The organism is Streptomyces sp. NPDC054765 (genome assembly GCF_053612065.1).
The window spans coordinates 16,101-31,939 of the sequence record NZ_JBSHBP010000044.1; the positions used below are offsets into that span (position 1 = coordinate 16,101).

15 protein-coding genes and 2 pseudogenes are annotated in these 15,839 nt (G+C 70.1%); 3 read left to right on the forward strand and 14 right to left on the reverse strand.

Annotated features, from left to right (window positions below; translation table 11 throughout):
* Nucleotides 1-828 (reverse strand): enoyl-CoA hydratase family protein, encoded by an 828-nt coding sequence (locus ACWGJY_RS25285; protein ID WP_453263129.1) that lies wholly within the window; start codon nt 826-828, stop codon nt 1-3.
* 385 nt (nt 829-1,213) lie between these two features.
* Between ACWGJY_RS25285 and ACWGJY_RS25290 the strand changes: the two genes are divergently transcribed.
* Nucleotides 1,214-1,723, forward strand: coding sequence for an ATP-binding protein (locus ACWGJY_RS25290; protein ID WP_453263130.1), 510 nt, complete (start codon nt 1,214-1,216; stop codon nt 1,721-1,723).
* Here ACWGJY_RS25290 and ACWGJY_RS25295 read toward each other — a convergent pair.
* From ACWGJY_RS25295 to ACWGJY_RS25335, 9 genes and pseudogenes are all read right to left on the reverse strand, one after another.
* A pseudogene (locus ACWGJY_RS25295) lies at nt 1,686-2,021 on the reverse strand (amino acid permease C-terminal domain-containing protein); the annotation flags it as partial. The gene ACWGJY_RS25290 and the pseudogene ACWGJY_RS25295 overlap by 38 nt on opposite strands.
* A 264-nt stretch (nt 2,022-2,285) precedes the next feature.
* Nucleotides 2,286-3,290 (reverse strand): ornithine carbamoyltransferase, encoded by a 1,005-nt coding sequence (gene argF / locus ACWGJY_RS25300; RefSeq protein WP_453263131.1) that lies wholly within the window; start codon nt 3,288-3,290, stop codon nt 2,286-2,288.
* A gap of 247 nt (nt 3,291-3,537) precedes the next feature.
* Complete coding sequence (locus ACWGJY_RS25305) at nt 3,538-4,773, reverse strand: arginine deiminase (RefSeq protein WP_453263132.1); 1,236 nt, start codon at nt 4,771-4,773, stop codon at nt 3,538-3,540.
* A gap of 310 nt (nt 4,774-5,083) precedes the next feature.
* A pseudogene (locus ACWGJY_RS25310) lies at nt 5,084-6,052 on the reverse strand (hypothetical protein); the annotation flags it as partial.
* Between the two features lie 64 nt (nt 6,053-6,116).
* Entirely contained in the window at nt 6,117-7,040 is a 924-nt protein-coding gene (locus ACWGJY_RS25315) for an LLM class F420-dependent oxidoreductase (RefSeq protein WP_453263133.1), read from the reverse strand.
* A gap of 515 nt (nt 7,041-7,555) precedes the next feature.
* Nucleotides 7,556-8,011, reverse strand: coding sequence for a DUF6099 family protein (locus tag ACWGJY_RS25320; RefSeq protein ID WP_453263134.1), 456 nt, complete (start codon nt 8,009-8,011; stop codon nt 7,556-7,558).
* Nucleotides 8,012-8,647: 636 nt separating this feature from the next.
* A complete protein-coding gene (locus ACWGJY_RS25325; RefSeq protein ID WP_453263135.1) occupies nt 8,648-9,007 on the reverse strand; it encodes a nucleotide pyrophosphohydrolase in 360 nt (119 codons plus the stop codon).
* Nucleotides 9,004-10,536 carry a biotin transporter BioY gene (locus ACWGJY_RS25330; RefSeq protein WP_453263136.1) on the reverse strand — a complete coding sequence of 511 codons (1,533 nt, stop codon included), beginning with the start codon at nt 10,534-10,536 and terminating at the stop codon, nt 9,004-9,006. Before ACWGJY_RS25330 ends, ACWGJY_RS25325 begins: the two co-directional genes overlap by 4 nt.
* 55 nt (nt 10,537-10,591) lie before the next feature.
* On the reverse strand, nt 10,592-10,981 hold the full coding sequence (locus ACWGJY_RS25335) for a cell division protein SepF (protein ID WP_453263137.1): 390 nt from the start codon (nt 10,979-10,981) through the stop codon (nt 10,592-10,594).
* A 220-nt stretch (nt 10,982-11,201) separates the two neighbouring features.
* On the opposite strand from ACWGJY_RS25335, the gene ACWGJY_RS25340 reads away from it, so the two are divergent.
* Nucleotides 11,202-12,359 carry a magnesium and cobalt transport protein CorA gene (locus tag ACWGJY_RS25340; protein WP_453263138.1) on the forward strand — a complete coding sequence of 386 codons (1,158 nt, stop codon included), beginning with the start codon at nt 11,202-11,204 and terminating at the stop codon, nt 12,357-12,359.
* A 262-nt stretch (nt 12,360-12,621) separates the two neighbouring features.
* Here the strand turns inward: ACWGJY_RS25340 and ACWGJY_RS25345 are convergent, their stop codons facing one another.
* The 4 genes from ACWGJY_RS25345 to ACWGJY_RS25360 form a co-directional block, all read right to left on the reverse strand.
* Nucleotides 12,622-12,942 carry a DUF3817 domain-containing protein gene (locus ACWGJY_RS25345; protein ID WP_453263139.1) on the reverse strand — a complete coding sequence of 107 codons (321 nt, stop codon included), beginning with the start codon at nt 12,940-12,942 and terminating at the stop codon, nt 12,622-12,624.
* Nucleotides 12,939-13,415, reverse strand: coding sequence for a DUF2269 family protein (locus tag ACWGJY_RS25350; RefSeq protein WP_453263140.1), 477 nt, complete (start codon nt 13,413-13,415; stop codon nt 12,939-12,941). The genes ACWGJY_RS25345 and ACWGJY_RS25350 overlap by 4 nt, the downstream gene beginning before the upstream one ends.
* Nucleotides 13,412-13,729, reverse strand: coding sequence for a hypothetical protein (locus ACWGJY_RS25355; protein ID WP_453263141.1), 318 nt, complete (start codon nt 13,727-13,729; stop codon nt 13,412-13,414). Before ACWGJY_RS25355 ends, ACWGJY_RS25350 begins: the two co-directional genes overlap by 4 nt.
* 70 nt (nt 13,730-13,799) lie before the next feature.
* Nucleotides 13,800-14,489 (reverse strand): DJ-1/PfpI family protein, encoded by a 690-nt coding sequence (locus ACWGJY_RS25360; protein WP_453263142.1) that lies wholly within the window; start codon nt 14,487-14,489, stop codon nt 13,800-13,802.
* A gap of 197 nt (nt 14,490-14,686) precedes the next feature.
* Between ACWGJY_RS25360 and ACWGJY_RS25365 the strand changes: the two genes are divergently transcribed.
* The gene (locus tag ACWGJY_RS25365) at nt 14,687-15,625 is read left to right on the forward strand and encodes a GlxA family transcriptional regulator (protein WP_453263143.1); all 939 of its coding nucleotides are present in this window, start codon (nt 14,687-14,689) and stop codon (nt 15,623-15,625) included.
* The last annotated feature ends 214 nt before the right edge of the window (nt 15,626-15,839 follow it).

A 15,839-nucleotide genomic window follows, 5' to 3' on the forward strand; every position in this document is an offset into this window, starting at 1 on the left:
CTATTTCCCCTGCCACTTGGGCGTCCGCTTCTCCGTGAAGGACGCGTGGAATTCCGCGTAGTCGGCGCTGTTCATCAGCAGCGCCTGGGTCGCGGCGTCCATCTCGACGGCGGCGGCCAGCGGCATGTCGAGCTCCGCGGTGAGCAGCGCCTTGGTCTGGGCGTGCGCCAGCGCAGGTCCCTCGGCGAGCCGTCGGGCGAGCGCAGCGGCCGCCTCGTCGGCCCGGCCTTCGTCCGCCAATTCGCTGATCAGCCCGAGGCGTTCGGCCTCCGGGGCCCGGACCGCGTCGCCGAGCATCAGCAGCCGGGTGGCATGGCCGAGGCCGATGACGCGGGGCAGCAGATAGGCCGCGCCCATGTCACCGCCGGAGAGGCCGACCTTGGTGAAGAGAAAGGCGAAGCGGGCGGACGGGTCGGCGACGCGGAAGTCCGCGGCCAGCGCGAGCACCGCGCCCGCTCCGGCCGCGACCCCGTGCACGGCCGCGATCACCGGGAACGGGCACTCCCGCACCGCCCGTACGACCTGCCCGGTCATCCGGTTGAAGTCCAGCAGCTGCGCGGTGTCCATGCCCAGGGTGGCGCCGATGATCTCCTCGACATCGCCGCCGGAGCAGAACCCGCGCCCCTCCCCCGCCAGCACCAGGGCGCGTACGGAACGCTCCCTGGACAGCTCGGCGAGCAGGTCCCGGAGGTCGGCGTAGGCCTCGAAGGTGAGCGCATTGAGCTTGTCCGGGCGCGCCAGGGTGACGGTGGCGATCCCGTCCTTCCTGGTCACGCGGATGTGTTGCCAGGCGTCTGTGCTGCGGGCTGATCCTGCGAACGGGCTCATCGGGCTGCCTGCCCCCTTTGGCCGACCGGCCGGTGGATGCTCTGCTCTTCCGGATGCCTTATCGAAGTTATCACTGCTTCATGACTGTCGTCACGAGGACGCGATATCGGCGCGGCGGGAGTGGGGGGAGAGGGGGCGGGAGCGGAGGGGGAGGGAGAGGGAGAGGGAGAAGGTCAGGGGTGCGGGCGTCGCGGGACCCGGGGCGCGGGCGTCGCGGGACCCGGGGGCGCGGGCCGGCCGAAGGTCCCGGCCGCCCCATGACCCAGGTCATGCCCTTCCCGGTCGCTCGCCTCTGGTCCGTCCGCCCCCGCGCTTCCTACCGTGGGCGTATCCCTTCCTGCCTCAGGTATCCGACCTGGCCTTTTGCGAACGGAACGCACAGCGCATGCGGGAACCGCCCGCCCCCTCGACCTGGCGCATCACGCTGCCGCGCAGCGCGACGGCCGTCCCCATCGCCCGTGCGATGGTCAGGACGGCCATGCAGGATCTCCGGGCCACGGCCGACCGCACCACCGCACAGCTACTGGCCGCCGAGCTGGTCTCCAACGCCCTCGAGCACACCCGCGACACCTGCCCCATCGAGCTGGTGGTGGAGCTGCGCCCGACGGGCTGCCGGATCGAGGTGCACGACGGCGATCCGGCGCTCGTCCAGGGGCTCGGCAGCCCGCTGCCCTTGGCGGACCTGGACACTCCGGCAGTGATGGCAGCCTCGTCCGGCCCCACGCAGGGGCCGGACGGCACGAAACCGGCCCGTCGAAGCGAGGAACACCGTGCCCACGGCCGTGGCCTGTTGCTGATCCGGTCCCTCAGCTCCGCCTGCGGCTGCCGCCCCATACCACGCGGCAAGGCCGTCTGGTTCACCCTTCCCGAGCTGCAGCACCCACACCGACGCTGACGTCGGCACCGGCAAGGGCGTTGACGTCGGCGGCAGCCGCCCCGGCCACGTCCGCGGGCGGCTGCGGAGCCGACCCGAGGCGCGAGCGGCGACGCCCGTAGCACGCGTAGACCAGCGCGCCGACCACCAGGAATCCGGCGAACTGGAGCCAGGTCGCCGGACCGGTCCCGTAGATCAGATAGAGGCAGAATCCGATGCCGAGGACCGGGCTGACCGGGAAGAGCGGGACGCGGAAGCGGCGCGGAAGCCCGGGGCGGGTGCGGCGGAGCACCATCACGCTCAGGTTCACCACCGCCACAGACAGCCGCATGGGGTGGTTCTCTCTCTGGTGGCGCGACGCGCGTGGCAGGAGTGGACCACACACGGAAGCGGGGTCCGGACCGGTGGGTCCGAACCCCGCAAGCGTTTCGATGGTAGCGCTTTACTGCATGATCGCCCATATGTCCGTATGGCTATGCAGTGTGATGTTTCCTACGGTGCGCCCGCGAAAGGGCCCCTGGGCGCCGCCGGGCTCCCTGCGGCACCCAGGGGCCCTGCGCCACTTCAGGGGGCCGTGGGCCGCCTACCGGGCGAGCGTCGCGACCAGCACCGCCTTGATCGTGTGCATCCGGTTCTCCGCCTCGTCGAAGACGAGGGAGTGCGCGGACTCGAAGACCTCGTCGGTGACCTCGAGCGACGACAGCCCGTGCCGGGCGTGGATCTCCCGGCCGACCGCGGTGCCGAGGTCGTGGTAGGCGGGCAGGCAGTGCAGGAACTTCACGTCCGGCTTGCCGGTCGCGCGCAGCACCTCCATCGTCACCGCGTACGGGGCGAGCAGCGCGATCCGCTCGTCCCACACCTCCTTGGGCTCACCCATGGAGACCCAGACGTCGGTCATCACGAAGTCCGCACCCCGCACGCCCTCGGCGACGTCCTCGGTGAGCGTGATGCGGGCTCCGCCGGCCTCGGCGAGCGCCTCCGCCTGGGCGATCACCGCCTCGTCGGGCCAGAGCTGCCGGGGCGCGACGATACGCACGTCCATGCCGAGCAGGGCGCCCGTGACGAGGTAGGAGTTGCCCATGTTGTTGCGGGCGTCGCCGAGGTAGGCGAAGGCCGTCTCGGCCAGGGGGCGGCCCTGACCGTGCTCGACCATGGTCAGCACGTCGGCGAGCATCTGGGTCGGGTGCCAGTCGTCGGTGAGCCCGTTGAAGACAGGCACTCCGGCATGGGCCGCCAGCTCCTCGACGTCGGACTGCCGGCTGCCGCGGAACTCGATACCGTCGAACATCCGGCCGAGGACCCGGGCGGTGTCCTTCACCGACTCCTTGTGCCCGATCTGCGAGCCGGACGGGTCCAGGTAGGTTGTCGAGGCGCCCTGGTCCGCGGCCGCGACCTCGAACGAGCAGCGGGTCCGGGTCGAGGTCTTTTCGAAGATCAGGGCGATGTTCCTGCCCTGGAGACGAGGGACCTCGGTGCCGGCGCGCTTGGCCGCTTTCAGCTCGGCCGCCAGGTCGATCAGTCGGCGGAATTCCTCGGCACTGAAGTCCAGCTCCTTGAGGAAGTGGCGGCCCGTGAGGTCTATCGCCATGGGTGGGCTCCTGGTTCGCGGCAGTCGGGACGGACTCAGACCCTGGAAGTGTATACGTACCAACGTATCCCTATACGAAACCCGCCCGCCCCGCACGGCCGGCGCCTCCTCCTTGGACCGGGATTCGCGGTCACACCCTCCTTGGACCGGATCCGGCACGGGTCACGCGCCCCCGGATCCCCCACGGGTCACGCACCCCTGGACCGGATACGGGGTCACGCACCCCTTCACAGCTCCGGGGTCACGCTCAGGCTGCCCCGGGCACCGCGTCCCGCGCCACCGGACAGCTCATACAGCGCGGCCCGCCGCGTCCGCGCCCCAGCTCACTCCCGGGAATCGTGATGACCTCGATGCCGCGCTTGCGGAGGAAGGTGTTCGTGGTGACATTGCGCTCGTACGCCACCACCACGCCCGGCTCCACCGCCAGCACATTGCAGCCGTCGTCCCACTGCTCACGCTCGGCCGAGTGCACATCCTGGGTCGCGGTCAGCACCCGGATGTCGGACAGACCCAGCGCGGCCGCTATGGCGCGGTGCATATGCTCCGGCGGATGGTCGGTGACCTTGAGGTCCTGGTCGCCCGAGCCCGGCTCGATGGTGTAGGAGCGGAGCATCCCCAGGCCCTCGTACTGGGTGAAGGTATCCCCGTCGATCATGGTCATGACCGTATCGAGATGCATGAACGCCCGGCGCTTGGGCATGTCGAGCGCCACGATCGTGCGCGCCGAACCCGCCGCGAACAGCCCCCGTGCAAGCAGCTCCACGGCCTGCGGAGTGGTCCGCTCACTCATCCCGATCAGCACCGCGCCACTGCCCATCACCAGGACATCGCCGCCCTCGATCGTCGAGGGGAAGTCCGCCTGCCCCTCCGACCAGACATGGAAGTCCTGGTCACGGAAGAGCGGGTGGTGGCGGTAGATCGCCTCGTAGTGCACGGTCTCGCGCTGCCGGGCCGGCCAGCGCATCGAGTTGATCGAAACCCCGTCGTAGATCCAGGCGGAGGTGTCGCGGGTGAAGAGGTGGTTGGGCAGCGGCCCCAGCAGGAAATCGTCGAGATCCATCACATGGAAGCGGACCGAGGTCGGCTCGGCATGACGTTCCAGGAATTCACGCTTGGTCATACCGCCGACCAGCGCCTCCACCAGCTCCGCCACCGGCAGCTCGTCGAAGGCCGTCCGCAGATGGCCGGTGGCCAGCGGCCCGTATTCCTTCTCGTCGAAGACCCGGTCGAGAACCAGCGTCCGCGCCTCGGGGATCTGCAGGCTCTCGGCCAGCAGATCCCCGAAGAGGTGCACCTCCACCCCACGGTCGCGGAGCACATCCGCGAACCCGTCGTGCTCGGCCCGCGCCCGGCGCACCCACAGCACGTCGTCGAAGAGCAAGGCGTCCTTGTTCGAGGGCGTGAGCCGCTTCAGCTCCAGATCGGGGCGGTGCAGGATGACCCGGCGCAGCCGCCCGGCCTCGGAGTCGACTTGGAATCCCATCCACCCATCTTGGCCGCTGGGACGGCTCAGCGGAGGGAGTCGGGTGATGTCGAATCGGTCGAGGCGGACAGTCGGGGCAGGAGTGGCCGGTCGGGGACGGCCGGAATGGGCCCTGTGCCGAGGAGCGGTGGGGCGGGCAGGGCGGCCCGCTCCCCCCTCGGCCCCGCTCCCCCTCGGCCAGTCGGTCTCTCGGGCCTCGCCTCTGCGTCTGCCCTGCCCCTGCGCCCCGTCTACAACCGCGGGTCCACCGGTCCGACTCCAGTGCAAGCACCGCGAAAACCGCCTCGTGCACCCGCCACAGCGGCTCGCCGTCCGCCAGCCGGTCGAGCGCCTCCAGGCCGAGCGCATACTCACGAAGGGCCAGCGAGCGTTTATGGCCGAGGTGACGTATGCGCAGGCGTTTGAGGTTCTCCGGGCGGGTGTACTCCGGCCCGTGGATGATCCGCAGGTACTCGCGGCCGCGGCACTTGACGCCAGGCTGGACGAGCTGTCCGTCCCGTCGGCGTACCAGCGCCTGCACCGGCTTGACCACCATGCCCTCTCCCCCGTCGGCGGTCAGGTCCAGCCACCAGGCGATACCGGCCGCAACCGATGCCTCGTCCTCGGTGTCGACAATGATCCGCCGGGTCGTGGTGAGCAGTCCCGGCCGGTCCGTGGAGCCATCGGCAATCGCGCTGCCCTTGGCCGCCACCGCGTCCTCGGCCGCGATGAGCCGGTCGATCAGGGCCAGGTCCTCCAGCCGGCCCTCGCCGGCCCGCAGCAGCTTGTCGACCTCATCCGGGGCGACCCAGTAGTGCTTGGCGTCGTCGAGCACCGGCAGCAGCACATATCAGATGCCGCAGCGCCTCGGCGATCCTGCACCCCCCTTCCAGGACGAGCCGTACGTAGCGCGAGTCGCCCCACTCCGGAACGTCTCGTCCAGCGGCAGCGATTCGGCCTGCACCGTCCAGCCCAGCGGCTCGAACAGCTTGCGCACCGCCAGCAGCGAGGAAGCCGCGTACGGCCGGTCGTTCACCTACTGCCCCAGCGCCGAATCCGGGGCGCCGCCGCGGCCCTTGCCCCGGCTCCGGCGCACCAGGGCGATGGGGTCGATCTCCAACAGCAGTGCGGCCGTGCGCCGTTGGGCGTCAGCCTCGGGATACAGGACGTATGCGGTGCCGTGCGACGTCGAGAACTGCTGTGCCTTGTCAGGGTGCTTGTGCAGCAGGAATCCGAGGTCGGTCGCGGGACGGTCGGCGCTGCCGGTGGTGGTTATCGTCAGGTACGCACGTCCGAGTATTGCCGTGGTACGCCTCGATCCACACCGGTTTTTCCGGCAGCGCCGCCCGACGCCGGCCCGGATGTCAGCCGAGCTGCGACTGCACTTGCGCCGAGATCAGTTCGAGGTGGTCCAGATCATCCAGGTCCAGCATCTGCAGGTAGATGCGGGACGCGCCGATGGCTGCATAGCGTCCGATCTTGTCGACGACCTCGGCCGGCGAACCCGCAAGGCCGTTGGCCTTCAGTTCGTCCACGTTCCGCCCGATGGCCGCGGCCCGCCGCGCCACCTCGGCGTCGTCCCTGCCGACGCAGGCCACGAGGGCATTGGAGTACAACAGCTCGTCGCCCTTCCGCCCGGCGGCTTCAGCAGCCGCCCGCACCCGTCCGAACTGGCGCTCACTGTCTTCGAGCGAGGCGAAGGGGATGTTGAATTCATCGGCGTACCGGGCCGCCAGCCGCGGCGTACGCGTCGCGCCGTGTCCACCGATCAGCACCGGCACCTTGCCCTGGGCGGGCTTGGGCAGCGCGGGCGAACGCTCCAGCTGGTAGTAGGTCCCGTCGTAGGTGAACTCCTTTCCTGGCTCGGTGGCCCACAGGCCGGTGACGATCGCCAGCTGCTCTTCCAGCCGCGCGAACTTCTCCTTGGGGAACGGAATGCCGTATGCCTTGTGCTCCTCCTCGAACCAGCCCGCGCCGAGGCCGAGTTCGACCCGGCCGCCGGACATCTGGTCGACCTGTGCGACCTGGATGGCGAGCACACCCGGCAGCCGGAAGGTACCCGCCGTCATGAGCGTCCCGAGCCGGATGCGCTTGGTCTCACGGGCCAGGCCCGCCAGCGTGATCCAGGCGTCCGTCGGGCCGGGCATTCCGTCGGCATTGCCCATCCGGAGATAGTGATCCGAGCGGAAGAACGCGTCGAACCCAAGATCCTCAGTAGCTTTGGCGACCTTCAGAAGGGTGTCGTAGGAAGCCCCCTGCTGGGGCTCGGTGAAGATACGTAGCTCCATACCTCCATCCTGCACTCCGAACGGCGGACCAACCGTCAGAGGCAAATCGATGTACTGGGTCGGGTCATATCGGTGGACTGGGCCGGGTTATCAGGTCGGGGCGGCCATATCCCGACCCGTGTGGCCGGTGCAGCCAGTGGCGACGCACCGGACGGCGGGAGGACGGTGGACTGCGGGGACGGTGGGCTGCGGGGAGGGGGCGGCGGGGGACGGTGGGCTGCGGGCAACGAGTGGGCAGCACGGACAGTGCGGGCGCCGGCGACGCGGCGGCCCGCAGGCCGGACGCCGGACGCCGTAAGCGACATGGACGGTGTGGGCGGCGGGGGGCGAGGTGGCGTGGGCGAGCGGGCTCCAGTCCGGGCGGGGTTGGGCACCGAGGCGTAGGGGCGGGGACGGGGTGTGGGCTTGGGGACGTGAACCCTCTCCAGCCCGGGGTCGGTGCGGCACCGCTCGGGGCAGGAATACCGCGCGGACACGGCCGGCTCTCTGCCGCCTTTACTTCAGGAGTCTTTACTTCAGGCAGGATTTCGGTCGCGCACCTCCAGCTTCTCCAGTATTCCGGCCACGCGATCCCGCGCTTCATCGACCGTGTCCATCGCCTCGACGCAAGTCCAGTACACCCCCTCCTCGTCGGCGAGCAGCACCACGCTCACCAGCGCCTCACACACTTCTCGCAGCAGTCGGCACAGGCCGGTCAAGGCCTCTTTGGCGTCGCGCACTTCGGACAGCTGAGCCGCCCGCAGCCCGCCGGCGACCGATGCCGGGCACAGCAGTCCCCCGCTGAACCGCCCGCCCGCGTCGCCCAGCCCTCGCGCTCTGGACCGCACTTCGTACGGCCCGAATATCGCGAGATGACTGCCGACCGCCTCCGCCAAGGCCTGCGCCTGCCATGCTTCGACGATCACTCCCTGCGCTGTGTTCGCCTCCGCCAGACCGCGCCGACTGGCCGCAATGATCCGCACCGCGTCCATCCGCTCCCTCCTTCCCTCTTCATTCGCATGCACCCTGCACTCTTCTCACTACCCAGAGTGAGGGTGAACACCCAAAAAAGCTAGGGGAATTCGCAAATCTGTGGACAAGCAAGGCGATGTGGAAAGATCCATGACTCCATAGAGTGACGAATGCCAGCCGTGCCCTCGCTCCCTCCCCTCAGGCCACGACACCCCCTCCCGTCACACCCCCTGCACAAGTCACGCGAAAAGCCCGAAGGGGGCACCCGGGAAACCCCGGCGGCTGAAGGAGGGCAACGGGCGGGACACACCACGCGGAACGCCGAAAGCAGGTGCCGAAGGACGTGCGAGCGCAAAGTCCGGCAAGCCGAAGCTGACGCAGAAGCCGAAGTCCGAGGCCCGAACCCGCAACCCAAACCCACACCCGCACCCGCACCCGCACCCCACACCCCACACCCCGCACCGAACCCGCGCACCGGAAATCGTGGCGGACGCCCCGAACAGCGACGGGGCGGGAGCCGCCGCCCCCGCCCCATCGACCTCGCCAGGCCCTGCGTCCCGCCCCCGCCCCATCGGCCTCGCCAGGCTCTACATCCCGCGCCCCTGCCCCTCGCCCTACTCCCTACTCCCTACTCCCTACTCCCTACTCCCTACCCCCTACTCCTCGCCCTCCCGCGGCCGGTCCGGCCGCGCCGAGCGGACCGCCGGGAAGCGCGACTCGTTGCGCTCGATCTTCGCGGCAAGCGCCGCCAGCGCATCGATCCCCAGCGCCTCGCAGAACTGCAGCAGATACGCGAGTACGTCCGCGACCTCGTCCTCGACCCGGCCGGCCCTCCGCGGGTCGGACATCACCTTCGCCGACTCCTCCGGCGTCAACCACTGGAAGATCTCGACGAGTTCAGCGGCCTCGACGCTGAGCGCCGCGGCCAGGTTCTTGGGCGTGTGGTACTGCTGCCAGTCCCGGGCGGCCGCGAACTCCGCCAGGCGTCGCTGCAGCGCATGAAGATCCTCACTCATGCCTCTAGGTGTAGCACCTGTACGCCCGGCAGGTCCTCGGCGACCGAGGCGTCCCGCACCGTCCCCAGCAGCCGCACATGCCCTCGCTCGGTCATCCGCACGGCCAGCGACACCAGCTCACGCGCCTGCCTGCGGTCCATACAGCGATCCATCCCGTCCGCCAGCACCGTCATCTGCTGATGGGCCGACGGGACCTCCCCCACCGGGTCCATGGCCAGCACGTCCGGCCCGGTGAGCAGCACCAGCGCCAGCGCGAGAAACCGCAGCTCACCATCGCCGAGCTGCTCGACGGGCAGCTCCCCCAGCTCCCCCCGGTCGAGGACGGCTCGCACGCCCGCCACACCGTCCGCCGCCTGCCCGGCCTGCGGAACCGCTACGCGAGGAGCCGGAGCCGCTGCGCCGGGAGCCGCTGCGCCACCGCGCCCCACCACAGCAGGAGCGAGGGCGGCCCCTGCTTCCGGCTCGCCCGACTGACGCGGCACCGCACGCAGCCCCTCGACGGGACCCGCACACGCCTCCCGTACGGCCGCCACCAGCACCGCATGCCGCCGTGCGCACTCCCGGCTCGTACGGTGCAACACCGCGGGCAGATTGTCGCAGGCCGACCGCAGCCGCCCCTCGTCACACCGCTCCCCGGCATCGCGGCTCCAGGCCCCCGCCCCGCCGGCGCCGCCACTTCCCTGACGCCCCCGCGCACCCCAGACGCCGGCAGCGCCCCCGGCAGCCCCCGCCGCGCCGAGCCCCCCTGTTTTCCCCGGCCCGCCCGCCGGTTTCCCGCGTCCGGCCCCCGAGCCCCCGCCTCGGCCGTTCCCCCGAGTCCCGGCACCACGCTTCGCACCACCCCCACCGTCCGCACCACTTCCGCCACCCTCGCCGGGCTCACCCGTCCCGCCCGTCCCCGCTCCCCGCATGACCTCCGGCCGCGGATCGCACACGAACGCCGACCGCAACGCGACCACGACCTGTTCCGCAGCGGCCAGCACCAGCCGCTGCCCCGCCGTCTTCCCCGCGACGCGCAACGGCAGCAGAGCAGTGCCGAGCCGGTCGTCGGGCAGCGGGGCGCGGGTCACCGGAGTAGCACCCGCGGTATGCCAGGCGGCCTGGACCGCGGGGCGGGTGGGGTCGGTGAGCGCGGTGGTCAGCAGCGTCTCGCCACCGCCGGTCAACCGCTCGCCGACAATACGCAGCTCGGGCTCGGCCTGTACGGCCAGATCGAGGCTGACGGGGCCGGCCGGGCCGTCGACCGTGCAGCCGATACGGAACCCGCGCCGCCCCTGTTCGTCGGGACGCGCCCCGGCCGGCACACATGCGGCCGGACTGCCCGTCACCGCCCCCACCGCCCGTGCGAGTGACTCCCCGCTGCCGAGCCGGGCAAGGATCTCGTACGCCTGCAGCACACTGGACTTGCCGCTTCCGCTCTCACCGCACAGCAGGGTGAGCGGGGTGAGCGGGAGGGTGACGCCGCGATGGGACTTGAAGGCGGACAGTCGTAACTCGGTGACCGCCGGCCGCACACTGTCGGGATTCATGCAGGGACGCTATGCAGCGCCCTGCCCGGAGAACCGTTACACCTAACAGCTCTTCCTACGAACGGGGGACATATCCGGCCGCCTCTTCCTCGACCTCGGTGCCGGCCGGCGCCAGCAGGAAGACATTGGTGTCGACGCGGTGCATTCCGCTGCCGAGCCCGAAGACGACTCCGCTGGAGAAGTCCAGGATGCGCTTGGCCACATCCGTGTCGGCGCTGCTGAGGTCCAGCAGCACCGGAAGCTGCGCCATCAGGTACTCGGCGACCTCACGGGCGTCCGCGAAGGTCTGCACCCGGATGACGATGAACCGCCGCGCCTCCTCCGCCGGCTCCTCCTCGGGGAGGGCGCGGTGGTCGGGCCAGGAAGGCCATTCGCTGGTGCCGCGGAGCGGGACGACCTCGGCCAGCCCTTCCCACTGCTCGTCGGTGGCATCGGGGCCGTTCACCGAATCACCTCACCCGGGAGAGCGCTGACTGTCTGCGATATCTGCATCGCGCAATTCTAGGGATAAACATACAAAGCTCGGCGGACGCGACACACGCCGCACCACGCCCCGTTCCATCCTGCACCATGCCCGCTGACCTGTTCCGACATCCGCGGCAGATATCCTCCGTCGAGATTGTGTGTGCCTGTTCATCCCCCTTGTGACGGAGGTTGGTGCTGTCGTGGGCTCTGAGCCTCCCGGCCGTCGGCCGCGTGGTCTGCGCGGCCTGCGCAAGCCCGCCAAGAAGCGGCCGGCCGGGCCCCCGCCTGCCGAGACCACGGCCGACTCCGATACGGCGGCGCCTCCGGCCGAACCGGCCAGCAGCGTCATCAACGCCGTCCTCTACCGCGACGGACGCCGCATCAGCACCCATGACACGCTCGCCGAGGCCTTCCGGCAGCAGCGTGCCACCTCCGGCACCCTCGCCTGGATCGGCCTGCACCGCCCCAGCCGTGACGAACTGCTCGCCCTCGCCTCGGAGTTCGACCTCCATCCCCTCGCCGTCGAGGACGCCCTGGAGGCCCACCAGCGGCCCAAGCTGGAGCGCTACGGCGGCACCCTCTTCGTCGTCCTGCGCGCCGCGCGCTATCTCGACGACTCCGAGGAGGTCGACTTCGGCGAGCTGCACGTCTTCATCGGCCGCGACTTCGTGATCACCGTGCGGCACGGCGGCGCCCCCGATCTCTCCGCCGTCCGCATGCGCATGGAGGAGGCCCCCGAACTCCTCAAGCGCGGCCCCGAAGCCGTCCTCTACGCCATCCTCGACGCCGTCGTCGACGGCTATGAGCCGGTTGTCGCAGGCGTCCAGAACGACATCGACGAAATCGAGACCGAGGTCTTCGGCGGCGACCCCCGGGTCTCCCGCCGCACCTATGAACTCTCCCGCGAAGTCGTGGAGTTCCAGCGCGCCACCCGCCCGCTGAACGGCATGCTGGAGGGCCTGACCGCAGGCTTCGAGAAGTACGCCATCGACGAGGAACTACGCCGCTATCTGCGCGATGTGGCCGACCACGTACTGCACACCACCGACCGCGTGGACAGCTTCCGGCAGGCTTTGCAGGACATCCTCACCGTCAACGCAACCCTGGTGAACCAACAGCAGAACGCCGAAATGCGGGCCCTGGCGGAGGCCGGTTTCGAACAGAACGAGGAGATCAAGAAGATCTCCTCCTGGGCGGCGATCCTCTTCGCCCCGACCCTCGTCGGCACCATCTACGGCATGAACTTCGACCGCATGCCGGAGTTGCACTGGGTGTTCGGTTACCCCTTCGCCATCGTGCTGATGGCGATCGTATGCACCAGTCTGTACGTCATCTTCAAGCGGCGGGACTGGCTCTGAGTATCCGTCGTGAGACGAGGCCCCGTGATGCAGTGCAGCCTTTGGTGATGGCCTGGTGGCGCCTGCGCCGGCGGGACCAGCTCAGTGCGTGGCCGGTGCGCCGGAGGTGTGTCGGCGAGGGACGGTCAGCTGCCAGGAGTCGCCGGATTTCTCCCATGAGCGCGACGAACGGGAGCTCCCACTGCCCGAAGCCGCCCCCGCTCAGGCAGGCGGCGCCGGCTCCCCCCATCGGACATCAGCAGGCAGTAACTCATGCCGACGGTCACCGACGACACAGGGTTGATGACGGGATGGCCTCCTCCGTCTGGGCGCGGGCCGCATCGACGCGGTCGAGCTGTCGCAGCGCGAGCAGCCCGCCGACGCCCGGAACGACGGTCAGGACCTTGGCGGCGGCCGGGGCCTGCTTGAGGCGGCAGGTCGCGATCACGACGAACAGGTAGGCGCAGCCGTGGGTGGGGCCCATCAAGGACGAGATGGGCTTGAGGTGGACGGTGAACACGTTGGCCAGCATCACGATCAGCGAGACCAGCTCGCCATGAGCCGCGATGCGCAGATGGCGCGGAGACCGCAGGTGCACGGTCACACTCCCGTGGTGGAGCCGGGACGGATGATCATCAGTACGGTGACTGTGGCCCAGAGCAGGTTGAAGATGCCGGTGAGCATGGCGAGACGACCCGGTATCAACGGGGTCGGCGCCGACGGTGGCGAGGCGGAACTCGTCGTCTCGGCCAGAGCACGGTCCTGTGCCGGCAGGATCAGCAGGGCCAGTACGCCGGCGGCCGCCGCGGTCAGCAGGATCGAGGTGATCAGCCAGGCGTCGCCGAGGACACCGAGACTGCTGGCCGTGGCGAAGCCGAAGAGGGGAACCGCGATGCCGATGCCCGCGTAGACCCGGCAGATGCGGTGCAGCGTCCGCAGGGTCGTCCGGGCGTCGCCGTCGCCAAAGTCGCCGAGGGCGCGGCGCAGCGTCGCGGGGAACATGCTCGCGGCGACGGTGACCGGGCCGACGGCGACGATGGCGGCCAGGACATGCAGCGACAGGAGGAGCTTGGTCACGCCTTGTGCTCCGGGGCGGTCCGGCGCTCACCGGTGACCTTCGAGGACGGAAGGCGGCCGGCCTTGGAGCTGCCCTGGAGCGTGTCGCCGTCGACCGTCACGTCGAACGCCAGGTTCAGCCGCATGGGCTTGGTGACGGCCTGCTTCCAGGTGAGCCGGTCGCCGTCGCGGGCGACGTCGTTGAGCAGTACTTCCTCGCCGGCTCCGTGGGCGACGCCGGTCAGGACGCCGTCCTGCTCACGGAGTTCGACCACGGCCTTCATCTTGCCGATGGGGGTGGCGATGGACAGGTTCCAGGTGCCTTCGACGGACATGCTGATGTTCTTCCTGACTGTGCAAGGGGGAGGGTGAGCGACTGGCCCGCGAAGGGCGCGGGCCGAGTGTTCAGAGGGTGGCGGGCGTCGGACCCTGGGCGCGCCAGACGGTGCCGCGCCGCTCGTGGGAGAAGAGCTCTTCGACGGCGTGCGCGATGCGGGGGCCCACCTCGCGCTCCAGCAGGTACAGGCCCAGATCGAGCCCGGAGGTGACGCCGGCGCCGGTGATCAGGTCGCCGTCGTCCACGACGCGGGCGCGGACCGGGTGGGCGCCGGTGGCGTCCAGCATGTCGAGGCCCATGTGGTGGGTGGTGGCGTGGCGTCCCTCCAGCAGACCGGCCATGGCCAGGACGAGCGAGCCGCCGCAGACGGTGGCGACCGTGATGTCCGGGTCGTCCATTGCCTGCTTGAGGAGTGCGGGCAGCTCGGTGGTCAGCGTGCGGCCCAGCAGCACCGGGATGAACTCGTCCTGCTTCCACTCGCCGGCGCCCACCTCTTCTTCCGGAACCTCGCCGGGTTCGCCGACTCGGCCGGCGGCGCCGGGCACCAGGAGCATGTCCGCGCGCTCCAGGTCGAGGGCGCCGGTGGCGCGCAGTGTCAGCCCTCCGGCGCCGCTGATCACCTCGCGCGGGCCCTCCGCGGAGACCAGCTCGACGGTCACCGCACCGTCCGACGCCGAGCCACCGGCGTGCAGGACCTCAAAGGGGGCGATGACATCGAGCGGGTCGAAGCCGTCGAACAGGACAACCTGGACATGCATGAGTGTTCCTTCGGGTGTCGATTTCTCTCGGACGTTCCGAAGTCAACCGGCTGTCGCCGTGATCGCCCAGTGGCACGAGTGACAGGTTTCAACGGGATAACGCCAAGAGCTTCCGGAAGGCTGAGAACTGCGGTGACATGGAGCTGCCCGGATATCGGTCCGGAGTCGTCAAGCCGATGAGGAGATACGTTCCGGCCATGCACACCGTTGCCGTTCTCGCGCTGGATCAGGTGATCCCCTTCGATCTGTCCACCCCGATCGAGGTCTTCTCCCGGACGCGTCTGCCCGACGGGCGGCCCGGCTACCAGATCCGGGTGTGCGCCGAGCGCGACGAGATCGACGCCGGAGCCTTCACCCTGCGCGCCCCCTGGGGTCTGGAGGGCCTCCAGGACGCGGACACGATCATCGTGCCGGGCGTCAGCGATCCCACCGCCCCGCTCCCCTCCCCCGTTGGCGACGCGCTGCGGTCGGCCGCTGCCGACGGCACACGGATCGCCTCCATCTGCGTAGGCACTTTCCCGCTGGCCGCCACCGGGCTCCTTGACGGGCTGCGCGTCACGACCCACTGGCGTGCGGCCGGGCTTCTGGCCGACACCTACCCGGACATCGACGTCGACCCGAACGTCCTCTACGTCGACAACGGCCAGTTCCTCACCTCGGCCGGCGCGGCCGCGGGCATGGACCTGTGCCTGCACATGATCCGCCGTGACTACGGCTCGGCGGTCGCCGCCGACGCCGCCCGGCTGTCGGTGATGCCTCTCGAACGGGAGGGCGGGCAGGCGCAGTTCATCGTCTGCGACCACGCGCCCACACCGCAGGGCTCCGAGCTGGAGGCGTTGCTCACGTGGCTGCGGGAAAATCTGGCCCGCGACCTCATTCTCGCCGACATCGCGGAGCGGGCCGGGACGAGCACCCGGACCCTGATCCGGCGGTTCCGCGACCAGACCGGCACCACCCCGCTCCAGTGGCTCCACCGAGCCCGCGTCCGCCAGGCACAGCACCTGCTCGAAACCACGGAGCACTCCGTGGAACGCATCGGCAGCCAGGTCGGCTTCGGCTCCCCCACCACCTTCCGCGACCGCTTCAAACGCACGACCGGCGTCAGCCCGCAGACCTACCGACGCACGTTCAGCTGAACTCACCGCGCCCTCCCCGTCAGTCTGCAGTGAGACACCCGGTATGCCGGGTTGCCTTCCCGGGCGAGACCGGGGCCCCCGTATGACCAGCACGAACGGCCCGATGGCCGAGTCTGCGGACCCGGCACCGAGACCGACCCGCCGCCGTTTCTCCCCGGAGTACAAGCGGCACTCGGTCGCTCCCTGCACGACCTCAACGCCGCCGTCTCCGTCG